This is a genomic window from Desulfovibrio inopinatus DSM 10711 (genome assembly GCF_000429305.1).
GTDB lineage: Bacteria > Desulfobacterota > Desulfovibrionia > Desulfovibrionales > Desulfovibrionaceae > Alteridesulfovibrio > Alteridesulfovibrio inopinatus.
Map to the genome: position 1 here is coordinate 1 of NZ_AUBP01000025.1, position 17,366 is coordinate 17,366.

Below are 17,366 nucleotides of genomic sequence, written 5' to 3' on the forward strand. Positions count from 1 at the left end.
TACGTCTTCGTCTCCCCTTCGTCAAGCACTTTCTGAAAACTTTTTTTCAGCCGCTTGGCGAAGCCGGCAAAACCGGCCCCCGTTCGCGTCGGGAGGTGGATGTCTATGGGAATGACGCGCCAACGTCAATCACTTTTTTTGAAAAAGTTGAAATAAATTCTTAATAGTCTATTTTATATGTTTATTTTAGAACTTTTTCCAACCTATCCCTTCCAACGAGAAGCTTACTTTTCTTTAAGATAAGAAAGTACCGCGTCCCGAGCCTCATTGAACGCTTCCAAACGTTCAGCAATCGTCTCTGCTAAATTAACGTCCTTTTCTTCCACCAATGCCACCTCTAACTTCAGAGCCAAATCGTGACAATGTGCCGCCCCTACTGCACCACAACTATTTCTCATGGAGTGCAGTAACTGGGCTAATCCACGTCGATCATCCTGAAGATATTTTTTCTCAATATTTTGTGCTGTCTCGTCGAACTCAGCGAGAAATATCCTACACAGCTCTCTGAGCAAATTTTCATCATTCTCAACAAGTTGAAGAGCAATATCAACCCGTAGGATTGACTTCTCTTCTCTCTTCCTATGAGAAGAAGGAATATCACTCGCGTGAGCTTTAGGGACTATTTCCTGATTTGTTGTCGTCAATCTTCCAATGGCCCCAAGCAGTTGCGAGAAATCAATAGGTTTTGTCACAAACGCATCAACTCCAGCTTCAAAACACGCTTTTCGAACATCTGCTAAAGCGTGAGCAGTCAAAGCAATGATTAGAATTGATGGAGAGCGCACACCACTTTTACCGGATCGAATCAATTTTGTGGCTTGAAATCCATCCATTTCTAGCATGTCCATATCCATAAGAACAACATCAAAGTCCTGCTCACGCAGAGCTTCAATGACAAGTATCCCATTTTCCACTACGGTCAGGCTGTGCCCCAATTTTTTGGCCATCGTCTCCAACAAACGAACATTCATGGGATTATCTTCAGCAAGAAGCAAACGAACAGGTTGTGCCGGCTCCACAATTCCATCCAAAATCACATTCGGAGCTTTCGTTGGTGAAGCTTGCTCTGCATCACCGGGTTCAAGTGGGAGCCAAAAGGAAAAAGTACTTCCTTTTCCCAAGGTGCTTTCGACTATTAATTCTCCTTCCATAAGCTCAACGAGTGACGGCAGATAGCGAGCCCGAGCCCTGTTCCCGCAACACGTATTCCTGCGTTCTGACTAGCCTGGTGGAATGGTTCAAAAATAGCATCGAGTTTATCAGCTTCAATGCCTTGACCTGTATCTACAACTTCGAACGTAACGACTCCAAAAGGATACTTAGTCTGCTGTGTATGATCAACGGCAATAGAGACCGTAATGAAACCATTATGAGTAAATTTTACAGCGTTACTGATTAAATTTACTACAACTTGCCGAATTCGCATCTGATCACCGAAGTACCACTCTTGAACATCATCCGTTTGAATGAGTTCCAATTTTATATTTTTATCCCGTGTGAGCGTTTCAAATGTCTTTATAATGGAATCAAGTAGCACAGATAGAGAGAAATGTTCAGGCTCTATTTCAAGTTTTTCAGCTTCTATTTTTGAAACATCAAGCAAGTCATTCACAAGATTTAACAGAATCTGCCCAGCATAGGAGATAGCATCAATGTTACTTTGTTGTTCCGTATCAAGATGTGTTTGCAATGTGAAAGCTGCCATTCCCAAAATAGAATTCAGCGGAGTTCGAAGCTCATGGCTCATTTTTGCTAGAAATTCGCTTTTGGCCTGATTTGCATGCTCCGCAAGCTGCTTGGCATGGAGAAGTTCAGTTTCTATTGCACGAATCTCCCTAGCATACATCATGCATACAATAATACCTATATACTCATCTGCTACGTTATGAACAGGAGATGAATACAACATGAACGGCATCCCAAAAAATTTTTCCTCTTTCGGCGATGAAGCACGAGAGCTCATAGACTGCATATTGACTGCATCTTGTAAATGGCAAAAGTCACAAATAGACGAAGAATTGTGGAAAACATCATAACAACGTTTGCCAATAACACTCTCTCGTGTTCGCCCTATTGATCTGAGAAATTTATCTCCAACATCAACAACTCGAAATACATCATCAATGACATAAACATGGCCTGGAATAGCATCAAAATTAGCACGTAGCCGACTATGGATTTCATTTAACTTTTGGGTTCGCTCCACCACCACAACCGAGCGATGCTAATGGCCTTCAGAAAATTCGATTTTTCGCTTGGCACAATCCATGGAACGATTTCCTTCTTTCGCTTATATTTTTTACAAACAAGAGAGTCTTACCCTTTGCCTGGTGAAGTTTATTTGGATGCTTTCAAGGCCGACTAAAGCACCTCACAAGGAAGCATATTCAAATTTGATCATCGATTTCAATGCATTATAACCGATGTTTACGGTTATAAAAATCCTTCAAAATCAATGAAATCTCAGGCCTCCACGTTCAATACTATATTATGGACAAAAACTGTGTATGCTTGCAAAGCATTGATACACCAAATGGTTGAGTGCTCCTTTTAGAAAATCAAAATGCTCGGAAATAAATTCCTTGGTAATGCTCCTACCAATTTATGACTCATCTCATTGAGAAAGCCTAGAAACATTTCCTAGTTGCACTTGAACTCGTTTTTACAGTAAAATCCCAATATGGAGGTTACGCGGTGTAGTCATAGTCTTTATTCTCCGTCTATAAGAAGGAATCTCATAATGTCTGACTCTCTTGGGCCTAAAGCACATATTCCCTCTGATATTGTTAGAAAAAAATATAATTTTTCAGATTTGATTAATGTTGAAGAGCTACAAAATTTAGTCGAAGTCAATTATGCAGCCACGGGAATGCCGTCTGGTATTATTGGGGTTGATACTGGTGAAATTTATGCTGGAGCTGGATGGCAGCGCATCTGTACACATTTTCACCGTGCGCATCCTAAGACAAATGCTCTTTGTATAAAAAGTGATACGTTTATCTTGAATAAAATCCAAGCAGGCGAGCCACATGCGTACAAGTGTGCAAACGGTCTATGGGATATTGGAGTTCCCATTTTTTGTTTTGATCAGCATATTGCGACCTATTTTCTTGGCCAATTTTTTTATGATGATGAACCCGTTGATTTGGAGTTCTTCTCCAAACAAGCAGACCAATATAGTTTTGATAAAAAAGAATACTTAGACGCTGTACGAAGCGTCCCTCGCTTCAAACGAGAGAAAGTTCAGGAGATTCTGAGACACAATATTGCCATGTCAAAATTTCTCTCAAATTTAGCTTCAAGAAATATGGAACGTCAAATGGAGCTTGAGCACCGTAAGCGAACAGAAATAGAGCTTGTTAAACTGCAAAATTATCTATCAAATATTATCAACTCCATGCCTTCAGCCATCATTGGCGTTGATCCTGCCGGCAACGTAACACAATGGAATAACCGTGCGGAGCAATTAACAGGTATCCCACAACAGAAGGCCATCAACGCAGAAATAGAAACCCTTCTCCCCTCACTCTCGGGGATTATGCAGTCCATCACCAGGGCAATAGAAACACGAGAAAAACAATTTGATTTAAAACGTCGTTTTCATAGCGATGGGAAGACACACCATGAAGACATCACTGTGTATCCTCTCATAGCAAACGGTGTTGAAGGAGCAGTCATTCGGATCGATGACATAACAGAACGCGTCAATCTTGAACAAATGATGATTCAATCTGAAAAAATGATGTCAATTGGTGGATTAGCTGCAGGAATGGCTCATGAGATCAACAATCCGTTAGCCGCAATTCTGGGGTATACGCATAACATTAGGCGACGAATTTTCGGATCACTCAATAAAAATGAAGTTGTTGCCGAGGAATGCGGTATCTCTCTGGACAACATACGGCAATATATAGAGAACCGTGACATTCTGAAGATGCTCGACGGCATACAAGAATCAGGTGAGCGTGCTGCGACTATCATCAATAATATGCTCAGTTTCAGCCGGAAAAGCGAAAAAAAATATGGTCGCTATAATCTTGAACAGCTCTTAGATGATACTCTTGAGTTGCTCGTCATCGACTATGATTTCAAAAAGCGATACGATTTTGGGAAAATAAAAATAATTCGTGAATATACAGCAGATACACCAGCGGTATATTGCGAAGGAAACGAAATTAAGCAGGTTTTTTTAAATTTACTTAAGAACGCCTCTGAAGCCATGGCTGATAAACATTATTCCCATGCCTCCCCCTGCATAATACTCAGGGTCAAGCAAGACGATGATATGGTTTTGGTTGAAGTTGAAGACAACGGACCGGGTATGGATGAGACGACCATGAAACGCGTACTCGACCCTTTTTTCACGACAAAACCTACAGGCAAAGGAACGGGGCTTGGCTTGTCTGTTTCATATTTTATAATAAATGATCAGCATAATGGAACGATGACGGTTGACTCTGCACAAGGGAAGTGGACTCGTTTTTCGATACGGCTCCCCATAATAACAACTGAAGAGTTATAAATATGTCATACTCCATTCTGGTTCTTGACGACGATCATCATGTCCGGGAAAGCCTTGCTATGAACCTCGAAGACGAAGGTTTTCTTGTCTTTCAGGCTATAAGCGCAGAAGAAGCTTTCAAGGTGCTTGAGAAAGAAAACATTGATCTCGTCGTCGTTGATCTCAGATTACCAGGCATGAACGGAACGGAGTTTATTCAAAGCGCCAAAAAACAATGGCAAGCGTTGCTGTTTATAATCTACACGGGCTCTCCCATATTCCAACTCTCATCCCATCTCGCTTCGACACCGAGTGTTTCGAAATCTGTTTTTTTGAAACCCTTATCGGATTATGAAAGCATTATCACTGAAATCAAAAATATGATTGAAAATTCTGCGACCTCAAAAGCGGTCTAGAGATTTGCTCGCAGCATGAGGCGATTGGCGTAGCCAAACTCGCTCAACGAGACGCACGTCCCCTTCAGCTACGGTTGAAGTTCAGCATGGCCACACAGTCGCACGACGCCTCGTCCGCAGTCAATTATTCCCTGGTTCCGCAAAATGGCAAGCTCCCGAGATATCGCCTCTCGGGTTGCTCCCAGATGATCCGCTAATTCTTGATGAGTAAGAGTAATTTTCCCCTCGCTATCCCAGTTGTTTTTCAAGAAGCTCAATACTCGCTCACCAAGACTTGAAAGCAGCAGCTCATCCAATTGCAGCAGCAAACTTGATATCGAAGTCGTTAAGCTCGATAAGAGAACCTCTTGAACATCTGGCTCTTCAGCAAAGAGCTTTCTAAAAGTCTCGCCTGGCATCGCCAAGACGGTGGCGACATCAGATTCAACATATACCCAAGCAGGATAGTTTCCTCCCGTGAATGTGCTGTTGAGAGAAAGCAGGCACAGCTCTTGTGGCTTCAGCCGATACAGCGTTGCCTGCTTTCCTTCAGAATTCATGGCAAAAACACGTAACCGTCCTTCTGTCACGAGGAAAACACCCGAGACTTTATCCCCTTTGGAGATCAAAATATCTGTTTTTCTTCCCTCAATTTGAATTGCATGGGCAGAAAAAAGATGGCGAATTTTCCTTGCGTCCATAAAAGGCGACTCGCGTTATATGGTTATTTCCATTCAAAGTGCATATCTTCGGGAGATGCCGTCGCAACTTCATGAATGCTATCGAATGAAAGTCCAATGTGCTCATGGGCTTTACGAATTGCTTCAGCGCTGGGAGCCATATTGAGGCAATACATTTTCCCATCGCTTGCGTTCACCAAAGTTTTGAAGATCACCACACCCTCTTGCGCACACGCCGCAGCATACTTTTCATAGACTCCTGAAAAATCCTCTTGGCTGATTTTTTCAGGAAAAGTGCCATTTTCCTTATCGTGCGTATCAATGAACAGTTTCATTTTCAACATGTTGTCTCCTCCTGCTTCGTCAGATTGCTTGATGAATGCCAAATAGCACTTGGCAGCAGGCGGTTCTGTGATGTTGATCACACAATCTTAAACAAACGACCTATACGATCTCTTCATCAATTTCTTTCGCCCGTCTCACGCACAAGTTGTGAATGTCCAATCTCATAATAATTTAAAACTTTTAAACACTTTACAACTTACCATAACACATTGTGAAGACTCGCCAGTTCCAATCAAATCATCTGACTGAAAATCTTGACGAGACACTAATACATTTGTATTAATACATATGTATTAATCAGCACCACTGTTTTGAAGTTCTCAGAAGTCTATTCATTTTCACACATGTTCACCAAACCACGTTCCGTTGGAGGAGGTCACATCATGTTGAATATTGTTGAATTGAAGGGATCTTACTATGAAATCGGTGTAGGTTGGGGAAAGGCGTTCAAAAACGACATGCCAAACGTTGTACGCATTGAAATGGAGGCCATCACTGCCATTCTCGGACTGAATCTCGAAAACGTGATCCAAATTAGCAGTCAGTATATGACCTTGGCGAGCGACTACGATCCGGATTTTATGCAAGTGCTTCGTGGTTTTGCAGATGGTGCAGAGATGCAATTTGAAACGTTCTTTGCCATCCGTACTCTCCTTGAAGTTCTTTTTTATTCCGGAAGATCAGAGGGAATGTGCACTTCGTTTGCTCTCACAAAAAGTGCTACAGAAACGGGTGAGACCATTATTGGACAGAATATTGACTGGCATCCCGGCCTCCCCATGGTGCTCTTAAAGATCACTTGGCCGAATGGGGTACGTCAACTCACGCTCTCCATGGGAGGAATCTGGGAATATGGACTTTCGCAATATCTTAATGCGTCTCCATTTGGCATTGCTGCGACCCTAACTGCATCCTGGACTGATCATCCAGACCACCTCACAGTTCCTATCAGCATGGTCATGAACAAAGCTGCTCGCCAAAAAAACTTCAATTCGGCATTGTCAGTATTCAGGGAAACAGAACAGAACCTAGCGAGTTTCCTCCTTGCGAACGGAGATGGGGAATTGGTGGGGGTAGAACTCGGTCTCCGAGATCATGAAATCCTTCGTCCGGAAAACGATATCCTCGTTCATTCCAACCATTACCTCTCAGAAAGATTCCGAACCAAAGATATTTTTCTTCCCTTTGTTCCAGACTCGCCACTTCGTTATCAACGATTGCTTCAACTTACACAGGATGCACGAGGCAAAATCACTCCTGAGACAATGATGCGCTTTTTGTCTGACCACGAGAATTATCCCAAAGCAATTTGTTCACATGTCGACCCGAAATCGGACTTTCCCCCATCGGCAACTACAGCTTCGATTATCATGGTTCCATCCAAACATGTCATACATGTTGCCGTTGGCAATCCTTGCAATACTCCGTACATACCATACAGCTTGTAGGACAACGACGTTGAAAAACTTCTAAGAGATGTGGTTAGAAGGTCGAATGCCCAAGAATACCAAAGAGAATTTGCTTTTGGCGGCAGTGAGCGAATTTGCTGCGCATGGTTATCAGGCTACAACTGTGCGCAGCATCGTCAAACGCGCAGGCGAAAAGAATTTAAATTCCATCGTCTATTACTTCGGCAGCAAGGAAGAACTCTACAAAGCAACTTTGGATTTTATGTTTCGTGAAGCAGAAAAATTCAGGGAAGATATCCCCGATTCTCTCCAAAAATCCTTTGATGCCAAGACTAAACTCGAAATGATGATTCGATTTCTTTGCCGAGCGTACTATTCAATACAGAACGATCTGGATAGAGCATTGTATCAACTTTTCATAAAAGAAGCAGGGAATCCCAGTCCATATTTTGAAGAGATGGTCGAGCGTCACCTCAAACCACCGCGAGAATTTCTTTGCTCCCTTTTACGAGAGCATTTAGGTCCCAATATTTCACAACAAACAATTGATGACTGTGAGTACAGCATTTCCGGTCAAATTCTTTACGGGGTACTCGGAAGGTCTCTCATCAACAAAATCAACCCCAGCCATGCCCCTTTTGAAAAATATTTCGAAGAGCTAGCAGAGCACGTAGTGAAGTTCACTATGGCCGGACTTGAAGCCTATCGAGGAGAATAAAATTTTGAATGAGGAAATATCCTGAATTGATCCTTTAAATTTGCTTGTCAGGACGGCGGGCTCACTTCACGAACAAATTGACAGTTGTCTTCTCTATCTTTGAAAGCGACTTTTCCGCTTTGGATATGAATTTAATCTCCCAGGTCAAAGCGATTCACCACATCTTCGGCAGAAATGCAGTCCTTATTATTTATCCAGAACTCTGCATACGATTCGGCCGCGAAACAATAGTCCTCAAGGTCTTCGAGATGCGCGAGGATTGCTTCCCGGGCGTAAAATGTTTTGGTTCGACCTGTTTTCTTGGCCAAATTTTCAAGACGTTGTTCATATGAATCCACAGGGAAATCGCAGTCCTCATACAATGATTTTCCTCTTGCGTCATACTTATGGAAGCATGTAGGGAGAAAAAAAACAGTTGCTCATATTCCCCCATTTTATTGTTTGATCCAAACTTTGGAGGTATATGGTGCATAATTTTCGTGTTCTTCTCTTTGTGTTAACGCTCGCTCTGTGTCTGATCCCGCCATGTATTGCAGCCCAAATCGATACGTTCAACAGCACACTTCCTGGTCCGCAACCCAATTCGGCAAGTCAAGATCTGCCTCCTATTGCTGCCGACGGCATGCTTACTCTGACCATCACAGTGGATAGCGCTCTCGTGAGTCAGTATACGACCTTGGCTCTCAAAGATGCCGCGAACCAAACTATTGATTTTACTTATGTCTCGTCATCCCCCAAAGAGCTATACGTTCCGGTAGCTCCTGGGATCTTTACGATCTATGTCCACAATGGATTAAATACACCCGGCAGTTTCACTGTTGTTGCGGATTATGACCAGGCTAACAGTGCGGCCACGGAGAGTGAGGTCAACGACACCCAAGTCCAAGCCAACAACGTGACAACCTCTTCTTTTGGTGGCTCCATCGGCTATAAACGATCCGCAAATGAAACGGACCTGAGCGACTGGTACAAAATTGAGGTTGCTACAGACGCGGTCTTGCAACTCATTTTGCAGACCGCTACCACAATGGTGAACGCCAACGCCACATATATGAATCTTTACGACGCCGACGGCGAACGCATCACCTACGAACTCGTAGGCAGCACGACCGAGACCCTGCGCTATCCTCTCTCACCTGGTACATTCTATGTGCAGCTCTTCCTGGGACTTGGTAATCGATATGGGCCCTACACCATCACTTCCAGCTTTGAATCACCCTGCTCTCAGGCTGTCACCGAATCCGAAGTGAACGATACCTTGGAACAGGCCAACACCGCACATCCCACCACCGTGGGTTCGGTCGGTTATACCAGGCGAAAAGACGAACGCGATGCAGTGGACTATTTCTCGTTTACTGCCCAAGCTGGAGATGCCCCTTTCGATGTCATCTTCACTCCGCTCAGCGACACACTGAAGAGTTCGAATGGCTACGTCCACTGCTGGGATCCTCAAGGCAATATTATAGAGTGGTATTACCTCACGGCAGAGAAAACATTTCATTTCACTGATCTTGTGTCCGGTATCTATTCCTGCCGTGTGAAACCTGAGGGGGGAAAGTATGGATGCTATATTTTTCAGGGTTTCCCTGACTCAGGCACCGGCCCCCCCACTATAGGATCGGTGTTGATACTGCTCTTGGATTCGAATTAATCATATTGTCAAAGCCTGCTTTCAGCCATGTGAAATGGAATTCAGCCAGGGGATCTCCCCCCTGGCTGAATTCTGCAAAGCAACGTCACGTATTGAGCTCTCCGTATAGAATGCCGCTTCAAAAGCCCAGCACACTCGCTTAAGGTCACTTCTATGAAGAAAAGACCTACTCCTGCTCTTCTCCCCACGCCTTGGCACTTCGTTCAACTTTTTTGCGTACGCTCTTCCAATCGGTTTCATGATTAAACATTGATTCCGGTAAGGCTGCCAACATTTTTTCGTAGAGGCTCAAGGAAACTGTGAATGTCAGTTCATCCGTTTTCATGAATTTCCTGGCTGAAGGATCAAAACCGCCAATGACCGCTTTTTCCAACCCCTGTTCTTTGTAATACAGCGGCCAGGAGATGATGTTGGTACAACCTGCGCCAAAGGGAGAGACAACGCATTCCATATCACCAGTGGTGAAGACGGTTTGGGTAAAGAGGCCGGTCAACACCTCTGGACGAGCAAAGAAAATGACGAATTCGGGCAGTTCGGCATCTGAGAACTGCGACAATGGTTTGAATATGCAATATTTGCCTGGAGCCTTACGGGGATTCACCTTCAACATAAATTCACGCATGGCATCAGGACTAGGCATATATCGCTCACCATGCAGAGGTGTCCCTTTAAATCCCGTAGACACATAATGCTCGATAAACCGAAGATGGGGTTTCATCATCGAACAGTAGTATACACCTCCCAGACATCCATATTGTTTAGCGGAAATGAAGGCTGCACCATTTTTTTTCCGGGCTAACCAAATGTTGCCTATAACACAGGAAAACGTCTTCATGACTTCCTGCATGTCCACTTCACCCCGATCCTCTAACTCACGAGAGATGGGCGTTCCCTCTTTCGGACCATATGCGTCTTCCGGTTTGCTATCGCTATAGTAAGCCCCGAAAGGTTCCTCGCCCAAACCGAGATGGTCCAAAAAAGTAGCGGTATCATTGAGTATGGATTGTATTGTCATAACTTCCTCCTGTGGTTGCTCGCCCGAAATTCGCTCTGTTCGGGCGTATTTCGTTCTTCCAAGTCTTTTTATACCATGCTCACAAACAAAATAAATAACTTTAGTAAAAAACTCTTTTTCATTTATGAGCATAATAATGCATGAATTTCTCAATGACGTTCCGTTATTGGTCGAAGTGGCAAAACAAAAAAGTTTCACCAAGGCCGCGGATACATTAGGAATAGGTGTATCAACCTTATCTCGGCGCATAAAACAGCTGGAAGAACGAATGGGAGTTCTCCTCTTTTATAGGGACACCCGAAACGTTGAGCCGACTGAAAACGGTATGTATTTATTGGATCGGTGTGGCTTCATTCTTGAGGAAGTACAAAAAACGTATGATTCTGTGGTTATGAACATGCAGAAACCCTCAGGGTTGATCCGGATTTGTATGTTTTCGGACGTCTACAATAGGCTGTTCAAGGATGCGTTGATCAATTTCGCCTCAACATGGCCGGATATACAAATGGATCTGGCTTTCGTCGACTATCCTGTGGATATGCGTATCGCTCCCTACGACGTGGCCTTTCTTATCGGATCTTCCTTTGATCCCTCACTTATCGCCAAGAAATTATTGACCGTTGAACCTTTTCTCTATGCCTCGCCTAAACTTTTCGAACGCTACCCTCTACCTCGTGAACCCCATGAATTGAACCAACTTCCATGCATCGTTCTTCAGCGGTTCGGATGGCGATGGCCCATGCATAACGGTAACCAACAGGTTATCGTCGAAGTCCACCCCAAGTACAGCTTCAGCTCCGTGGAAATGTGTCGTGATTTCGCTCTGGCAGGGCATGGTGTTACCATGCTCCGTAAAGGACTGGTCGACCCGGATGAGAACGCTGGACGTCTGGTGCGTCTTCTCTCGGACTGGAGCGGAGGATTCATGCACGACGTGAATTTGGTAACGGGCTCCGACCAACTTCCTCAACGTGTTCGCTTGTTTGTGGATCACATGCTCTCCGTCTGTATCTCCTTGTGATTGCTACGTGGAGAAATTGTCACGCAATTATTGAACTCAACAGAGAGGAAAATACAATGCAATATGCTTTCAGAGGGAAAGCAACTCTTGTTACTGGGACTTGGCTGGCATGGGATTGGCTACCATTCAGGCCTATGCAAGCGCGGGAGCCTCTGTTGCAATAGCTGATATTAATGAAGAGACTGTCATATGGTTGAGCAATTCCGCATTGAGCTTTGTCATTGGTCATGCTCTCGTTCTGGATGGAGGATACACTATTCCTTAATCGAAAAGACAATCCCTTCTGATAATCGTCTCATGTCCCAAAGAATGCGAGAGTCCTGCCCGCCCCCCAAAAAGCAACGAACAACCTGCTCTTTTCACACGAAACGCCACACGCATAAAAAACGACTTCTCCCATGAAAAAAGGGAGAAGTCGTTTTTATGCTTTGTTCCTCAATAGACCGCTTTGTCTCGACAAAGAGGAATGAGGGTGATGGTGTTTTATTTTACCACAATCAATTCATATTCGCGGGTTCCAAGTCCAATTTTTTCGGCATGATCCAGGCAGGTCCGCCATTCGGATTCGGGCGTAGAGTTGGAAAAGTGGTCATGGTGGTCCTCGAAGTCCGGCTTCGCCAGATTTTCTGCAAGTTGGCTACCCGGAAGTGGTGAGGCCGCCATGCAAGCGTCCACACAGGCCTGGTCTAGAGCCAAAGGATCAAAGGATGCGAACATACCAAGGTTGGGCAGAATGGGGACGTCATTTTCACCATGACAATCACAGTTTGGAGAAACATCCACAACCAACGAAATGTGGAAGTGCGGGCGACCATCCACAACAGCTTTGGTATACTCTGCCATACGGCAATTCAGAGATTTGACCGCCGCGTTAAATCCAAAGGAAATAGCGTCAAAGTTACACGCCCCGAGGCAACGCCCACAGCCAACACAGTTGTCTTGGTTAACGCTCGCTTTGTTGGTCTCGGTGTTGAAATCCAGTGCATTGTTGGCGCATTCCTTCAGGCAGGAGCGACACCCCTTACAGAGCTCTTCGTTAATCGTTGCCTTGCTGTCGCTGTGTTGCTCCGTTTTGCCTGCACGAGAGCCGCAGCCCATACCGATGTTCTTGATTGCACCACCGAATCCGGTCACTTCGTGACCTTTAAAGTGGGTCAGACTGATAAAAACGTCGGCGTCCATGACAGCTCGACCAATTTTGGCTTCCTTCACGTATTCGCCACCTTCAACGGGCACGGCGATGTCATCGGTCCCTTTGAGGCCGTCGCCAATCAGGATCGGACAGCCAACAGTCAGCGGTGTGAAACCGTTTCCCCAGGCACACTCCAGATGCTCCAAAGCATTCTTTCGCTTGCCCGGATACATGGTGTTACAATCCGTAAGAAAAGGTTTTCCTCCCAGCTCTTTGACAACATCCGCCACGGCCTTGGAATAGTTGGGACGCAGGTAGCTAATGTTTCCCAACTCGCCAAAGTGCAGCTTGATGGCAACAAAGCGTCCTTCCATATCAATATCGCCGATTCCGGCTTTCTTGATCATCTTTTTGAGCTTGGTAGGAAGTCCATCACCAAAGGCCTTTGTTCGGAAATTTGTAAAAAAAACTTTTGCTTTTTCCATGCGTCTTCCCCTCTATTTCATAATCATTGATTCTTCACGTTGAATGCAAGCCCACACAATCCTCTTCGTGCAAGTACATTTCTCCCTCAATTGATATCCTCCCACCAGCGGCTAAACGATTGCTCAGCGCCATCAAGTCGTATTGGTTTACCAATTTTGGGGGTAAGCAAACGGAAATCCTTTCCCTGACTTGCTTCAACAACACGATTGAACGGCTCATCCCATGAATGAGCCGAAATACAAAACTTGCCGACATGGGTGAGTATCATGGACTTCACGCCCATATCATCGGCAGCACGTACAGCTTCTTCCGGCGTCATATGAATAAGTGGCCATCGCGGATCATATTGTCCTCCATCAAGGACAGCTATGTCGAATGTGCCGAATGATTGTGCGATATCTGTAAAGTGAGGGCCGTACCCTCATCACCATTCAAAAAAACTCTGTATTCGGGCGTCTCTATGACAAAACCAGCCCACAGCGTCTTGTTTTTGGTAAAAAGACGACCGGAATAGTGCCGGGCTGGAACGACGCTGATGATCAACCCGTTTTCGAAACGTAATGTCGTATTCCAGTCAGCTTCATGCACTTTTTCTCTCGGGTAGTCCCAATATTCGAAATCCGCATCGACGCCGAGTGGGCAGGTGACGGTTTTAACTTTTTGCTCCAGTGCGGTGATAGTAGGATAATCCAGGTGGTCCCAGTGGTCATGCGAAATCAAGAGATAATCAATCTCCGGCATGTCCTCTGAATTATAAATATCCGTTCCCGGAAATATTTTATTGAGAAACGAAAACGGCGCTCCATGATCGCTGAAAACAGGGTCCACTAAAAGTCTTTTACCACCCAGTTGAATAAAGAATGAGGAATGACCGAGCCAGATCAACATATCTTGATTCCGGTCAATAGCGTTCGGCTCAGAAAGATCAAGTCTGACGGTCGGCAACGGTTTCTCCGGCCGCAAGCGTTCTTTTGGGAAAAACCAACCGTTTAGAATGATTTTGAATGTACTCTGATCTTCCACCAACGTAAACGTGGGAATCTGATTTTTGAATTCACCATCTACATAATGCGGTGAACACTTTATCCTTTCGAGTCGGTCACCTTCGGGGGATTTTCCAAACTTCGCCTGGTTGAGGATGGCACATGCGGTCACCGTGAGGCAAGCGAATGCAAGCAAGAGTATCAAAAGCATATTGGATCCCCGCATAAACACTGACTTTCCACCTTGGCTTGTCACACCATACGTTGAGATTTCGTTTGCCCAAGATGCTTTCATTGCTCAACTGCAAACATATTCTTGATACGTTGATATTCGACTTCGGAATGAGGAAAAAGTTTTTTGAGGGAGGAAGCCCCCCATACAAGAACCGATCGTATCCCGTGACGATATACACGAAGGATATGCTTCCCCCCTTCCCACCACCAAACCTTTCATGTAGGTTTGTGAGCATCGTTTAATTTTGCCCCGACATGATCTTTTTAACCACAAGGCGAGTTTGCGATGGATTATTCCAAACCACTCTACTCCTTTTCGATCGAAGGTCTGCCCGACAATACCTTCTCGGTCATCCATTTTCAGGGCAATGAAACGCTTTCCGGGTTGTATCAGTACGATATCATGCTCGCGTCTTCGGAATATGACATCGATATTGATCAGCTTATGAATAAAACGTGTACCCTCGTCATGAACCTTTGGGAGACACCGGTACCGGTGCATGGAGTCCCGGCGCTTTTTGAACAATTGCGGGAGGTTGATGGGTACACATTTTACCAAATCAGACTTGTTCCGCGTCTTTGGCTCTTGACAATGACGCAGCATAACCAGATTTTCCTCGATCAAACCGTCCCACAAATTCTTGAAAGCGCCATGCAAGACGGTGGCTTGTCACCGGATATCGATTTCGGCTTTGTGCTTCATAGACCGTACTCGTCGTGGAATTACGTCTGTCAATTCAATGAATCACATTTTAATTTTATCTCACGGTGGATGGAACGCGACGGGCTGTATTACTATTTTGATCAATCGGGGAGTCAGGAAAAAATGATCGTCACGGACGACTTGATGACCCATGTTGTCGCTCAAGGTTGTGACGAGGTGATATACGTCCTTCCTTCGGCCCTTGACGAACCGGTCCGTAACAATGTCGTCAATGATTTCATATTACGCCAACGCCCACTGCCACAATCCGTTCTTCTGAAAGATTATAATTACGAAATGCCGTCTTTGGATCTTTCCAGCAAAGCCACCGTATCCCCCAATGGAATGGGCGAGGTATATATTTATGGCGACCATTTGCGTTCGACGGAGGAAGCCGAAGCTCTCGCCAAAATCCGAGCACAAGAACTCACCTGCCAGGAAAAAGTCTACCATGGAAAAAGCATGGTTCCTTCGTTTCGTGCGGGATACCTCTTCTCTCTTCACCGTCATCCCAAAACGACATTCAATAGCACCTATCTCATTACCAGCATTACTCATGAAGGACATCAAGAAGCATATCTTCAATCCGGACTTGGTCTCGATATATCCAAAGATCATGTCCGCATGGATTACTCCAATCAATTCACGTGTATCCCGGCCAAGGTTCAGTATCGACCTGAGCGCAAAACCACACGTGCCCGATTCCACGGAACGATGAACGCCAAAATCGATGCCGAGGGCAACGGGAAATATGCCGAACTTGATGACCAAGGCCGATATAAAGTGATCCTGCCGTTGGACCTTTCAGGACGCCATGACGGTCACGCTACCTACTGGATTCGTATGATGCAGCCGTACGCTGGATCAGGCGGTATGGGGTTTCATGCTCCACTCCATAAAGGTACCGAAGTGCTGCTGACATTCATCGACGGCGACCCCGATCGCCCCATTATCGCCGGTGCCGTGCCCAACGTTGAGACACAAAGTCCGGTCACAAACACGAATCAAACACACATCGAATTGACCAGCGGCGGGAATAACCGCTTCCACATGCAGGATCTGGAAGGTCAACAACGCATTTTGCTTTCGTCTCCGACCCAAAGTTCGTGGTTTCGCATGGGGGCGCCCAATGATCCACCAGCCGCAACCACGGCCACGACAGGCGATGACGATGACGAAGACTCCCACACCAATGTCGATGGTTTCGCATTCAGTACGGAGGGATCATACAACGGAATCTTCAAAGAATCGTACAAAGTGGAGGTTGGCGGCAACTCCACAAGCCTGACGCTAGGCGGCGAAGAAACCATTGTGGGAGGTTTTCACAACAAGACCGTCTTAGGTGTCGCTGCGGACCTCACCGTCGGCACCGATTTTGGTGCGTTTTTGGGAACAAAAATCGAATACCAAAAAGGCATCAAATATGAGAAAGGCGACCTCGTATCGATGAGTCAACACAAGCAAAAAATATATAATGCGGAAAGCTTATTTGTTTTGACAGCGGGTATTACTGAACCCTCAACCGAATTCCAAGATCAGGCATTCAAAACTTCGGCGGCGGCAGGTGCCGTCATTGGCGCTGGTCTTGGAGTGAGCTCCGAGTCTCTTGCCGGTGTTGCAACCGGAGCCGTTATGGGAGCGGGCGTACTTGGCGGCGTGGTCGCCGGTATGACGAGTTCCAGCGTCGCGGAAATCGAAGCAACAGACCAACCGCCAGCACCAACGTTTATTGTCATGAAACCGACTCTTCTGCATATGCAAGCGGAAGCGCCGGATACCACCATGAAAATGAATGCAACGGAGGTGACACTCGTCACGCCGAAACTTACTATTACAGCGCCTTCCATCACACTCAACGGTGATGTTAAAATTGACGGAATGCTGAATGTTACGGGGACATCCACCTTTGAAGGAGCCGTCGTCGCGAACACGACCGTGACAATCGATGGAATAACAACCATAAACGAAGAAACGTTTATCAATGGAGATTGCAATATTGAAGGTGCAGCGTCGATAGAAGGCGATTGCACCATAGAAGGCGATTGCACCGTTCTTGGCGAATTTGAAGGAGCATAACAACAATCTGAGGGTAT

The 17,366-nt window shown here is 45.4% G+C and carries 17 protein-coding genes; 8 read left to right on the forward strand and 9 right to left on the reverse strand.

Annotated features, from left to right (window positions below):
* Positions 1-224: 224 nt before the first annotated feature.
* The gene (locus G451_RS32900) at positions 225-1,151 is read right to left on the reverse strand and encodes a response regulator (protein ID WP_027184830.1); all 927 of its coding nucleotides are present in this window, start codon (positions 1,149-1,151) and stop codon (positions 225-227) included.
* On the reverse strand, positions 1,136-2,206 hold the full coding sequence (locus G451_RS32905) for a PAS domain-containing protein (RefSeq protein WP_156921660.1): 1,071 nt from the start codon (positions 2,204-2,206) through the stop codon (positions 1,136-1,138). Before G451_RS32905 ends, G451_RS32900 begins: the two co-directional genes overlap by 16 nt.
* Positions 2,207-2,740: 534 nt before the next feature.
* Between G451_RS32905 and G451_RS0114585 the strand changes: the two genes are divergently transcribed.
* Together G451_RS0114585 and G451_RS0114590 are read left to right on the forward strand one after the other, a co-directional pair.
* A complete protein-coding gene (locus G451_RS0114585) occupies positions 2,741-4,522 on the forward strand; it encodes a PocR ligand-binding domain-containing protein (protein ID WP_051261532.1) in 1,782 nt (593 codons plus the stop codon).
* A 2-nt stretch (positions 4,523-4,524) separates the two neighbouring features.
* Complete coding sequence (locus G451_RS0114590) at positions 4,525-4,917, forward strand: response regulator (protein WP_027184833.1); 393 nt, start codon at positions 4,525-4,527, stop codon at positions 4,915-4,917.
* 68 nt (positions 4,918-4,985) lie between these two features.
* Here G451_RS0114590 and G451_RS0114595 read toward each other — a convergent pair whose 3' ends face one another.
* A complete protein-coding gene (locus tag G451_RS0114595) occupies positions 4,986-5,597 on the reverse strand; it encodes a Crp/Fnr family transcriptional regulator (RefSeq protein WP_027184834.1) in 612 nt (203 codons plus the stop codon).
* Between the two features lie 23 nt (positions 5,598-5,620).
* Positions 5,621-5,920: a DUF4242 domain-containing protein gene (locus tag G451_RS0114600; protein ID WP_027184835.1), complete on the reverse strand. Its 300-nt coding sequence runs from the start codon at positions 5,918-5,920 to the stop codon at positions 5,621-5,623.
* 384 nt (positions 5,921-6,304) lie between these two features.
* Here G451_RS0114600 and G451_RS0114605 point away from each other — a divergent pair, with 384 nt between their 5' ends.
* A complete protein-coding gene (locus tag G451_RS0114605; protein WP_027184836.1) occupies positions 6,305-7,369 on the forward strand; it encodes a C45 family autoproteolytic acyltransferase/hydrolase in 1,065 nt (354 codons plus the stop codon).
* 46 nt (positions 7,370-7,415) lie between these two features.
* Positions 7,416-8,048: a TetR/AcrR family transcriptional regulator gene (locus tag G451_RS0114610; RefSeq protein ID WP_027184837.1), complete on the forward strand. Its 633-nt coding sequence runs from the start codon at positions 7,416-7,418 to the stop codon at positions 8,046-8,048.
* Positions 8,049-8,179: 131 nt separating this feature from the next.
* Here G451_RS0114610 and relB read toward each other — a convergent pair whose 3' ends face one another.
* Complete coding sequence (gene relB / locus G451_RS0114615) at positions 8,180-8,386, reverse strand: type II toxin-antitoxin system RelB family antitoxin (protein ID WP_027184838.1); 207 nt, start codon at positions 8,384-8,386, stop codon at positions 8,180-8,182.
* 125 nt (positions 8,387-8,511) lie between these two features.
* Between relB and G451_RS0114620 the strand changes: the two genes are divergently transcribed.
* Entirely contained in the window at positions 8,512-9,699 is a 1,188-nt protein-coding gene (locus G451_RS0114620) for a hypothetical protein (protein ID WP_027184839.1), read from the forward strand.
* Between the two features lie 166 nt (positions 9,700-9,865).
* On the opposite strand, the gene G451_RS0114625 is transcribed toward G451_RS0114620, so the two are convergent.
* On the reverse strand, positions 9,866-10,714 hold the full coding sequence (locus G451_RS0114625; protein ID WP_027184840.1) for a DUF169 domain-containing protein: 849 nt from the start codon (positions 10,712-10,714) through the stop codon (positions 9,866-9,868).
* Between the two features lie 136 nt (positions 10,715-10,850).
* Here G451_RS0114625 and G451_RS0114630 point away from each other — a divergent pair, with 136 nt between their 5' ends.
* On the forward strand, positions 10,851-11,735 hold the full coding sequence (locus G451_RS0114630) for a LysR family transcriptional regulator (RefSeq protein ID WP_034642414.1): 885 nt from the start codon (positions 10,851-10,853) through the stop codon (positions 11,733-11,735).
* A 109-nt stretch (positions 11,736-11,844) separates the two neighbouring features.
* On the forward strand, positions 11,845-12,000 hold the full coding sequence (locus tag G451_RS34170; RefSeq protein ID WP_156921662.1) for a hypothetical protein: 156 nt from the start codon (positions 11,845-11,847) through the stop codon (positions 11,998-12,000).
* Between the two features lie 218 nt (positions 12,001-12,218).
* Here the strand turns inward: G451_RS34170 and G451_RS0114640 are convergent, their stop codons facing one another.
* The 3 genes from G451_RS0114640 to G451_RS35205 all read right to left on the reverse strand — a co-directional run bounded on the left by G451_RS0114640 (position 12,219) and on the right by G451_RS35205 (position 14,547).
* The gene (locus tag G451_RS0114640; protein WP_027184842.1) at positions 12,219-13,352 is read right to left on the reverse strand and encodes a DUF362 domain-containing protein; all 1,134 of its coding nucleotides are present in this window, start codon (positions 13,350-13,352) and stop codon (positions 12,219-12,221) included.
* A gap of 86 nt (positions 13,353-13,438) precedes the next feature.
* Positions 13,439-13,750, reverse strand: a complete 312-nt coding sequence (locus G451_RS35200) for an MBL fold metallo-hydrolase (protein WP_211236357.1) — start codon at positions 13,748-13,750, stop codon at positions 13,439-13,441.
* On the reverse strand, positions 13,720-14,547 hold the full coding sequence (locus tag G451_RS35205) for an MBL fold metallo-hydrolase (protein WP_211236355.1): 828 nt from the start codon (positions 14,545-14,547) through the stop codon (positions 13,720-13,722). Before G451_RS35205 ends, G451_RS35200 begins: the two co-directional genes overlap by 31 nt.
* A 309-nt stretch (positions 14,548-14,856) precedes the next feature.
* Between G451_RS35205 and tssI the strand changes: the two genes are divergently transcribed.
* A complete protein-coding gene (gene tssI / locus G451_RS32910) occupies positions 14,857-17,349 on the forward strand; it encodes a type VI secretion system tip protein TssI/VgrG (protein ID WP_051261534.1) in 2,493 nt (830 codons plus the stop codon).
* The last annotated feature ends 17 nt before the right edge of the window (positions 17,350-17,366 follow it).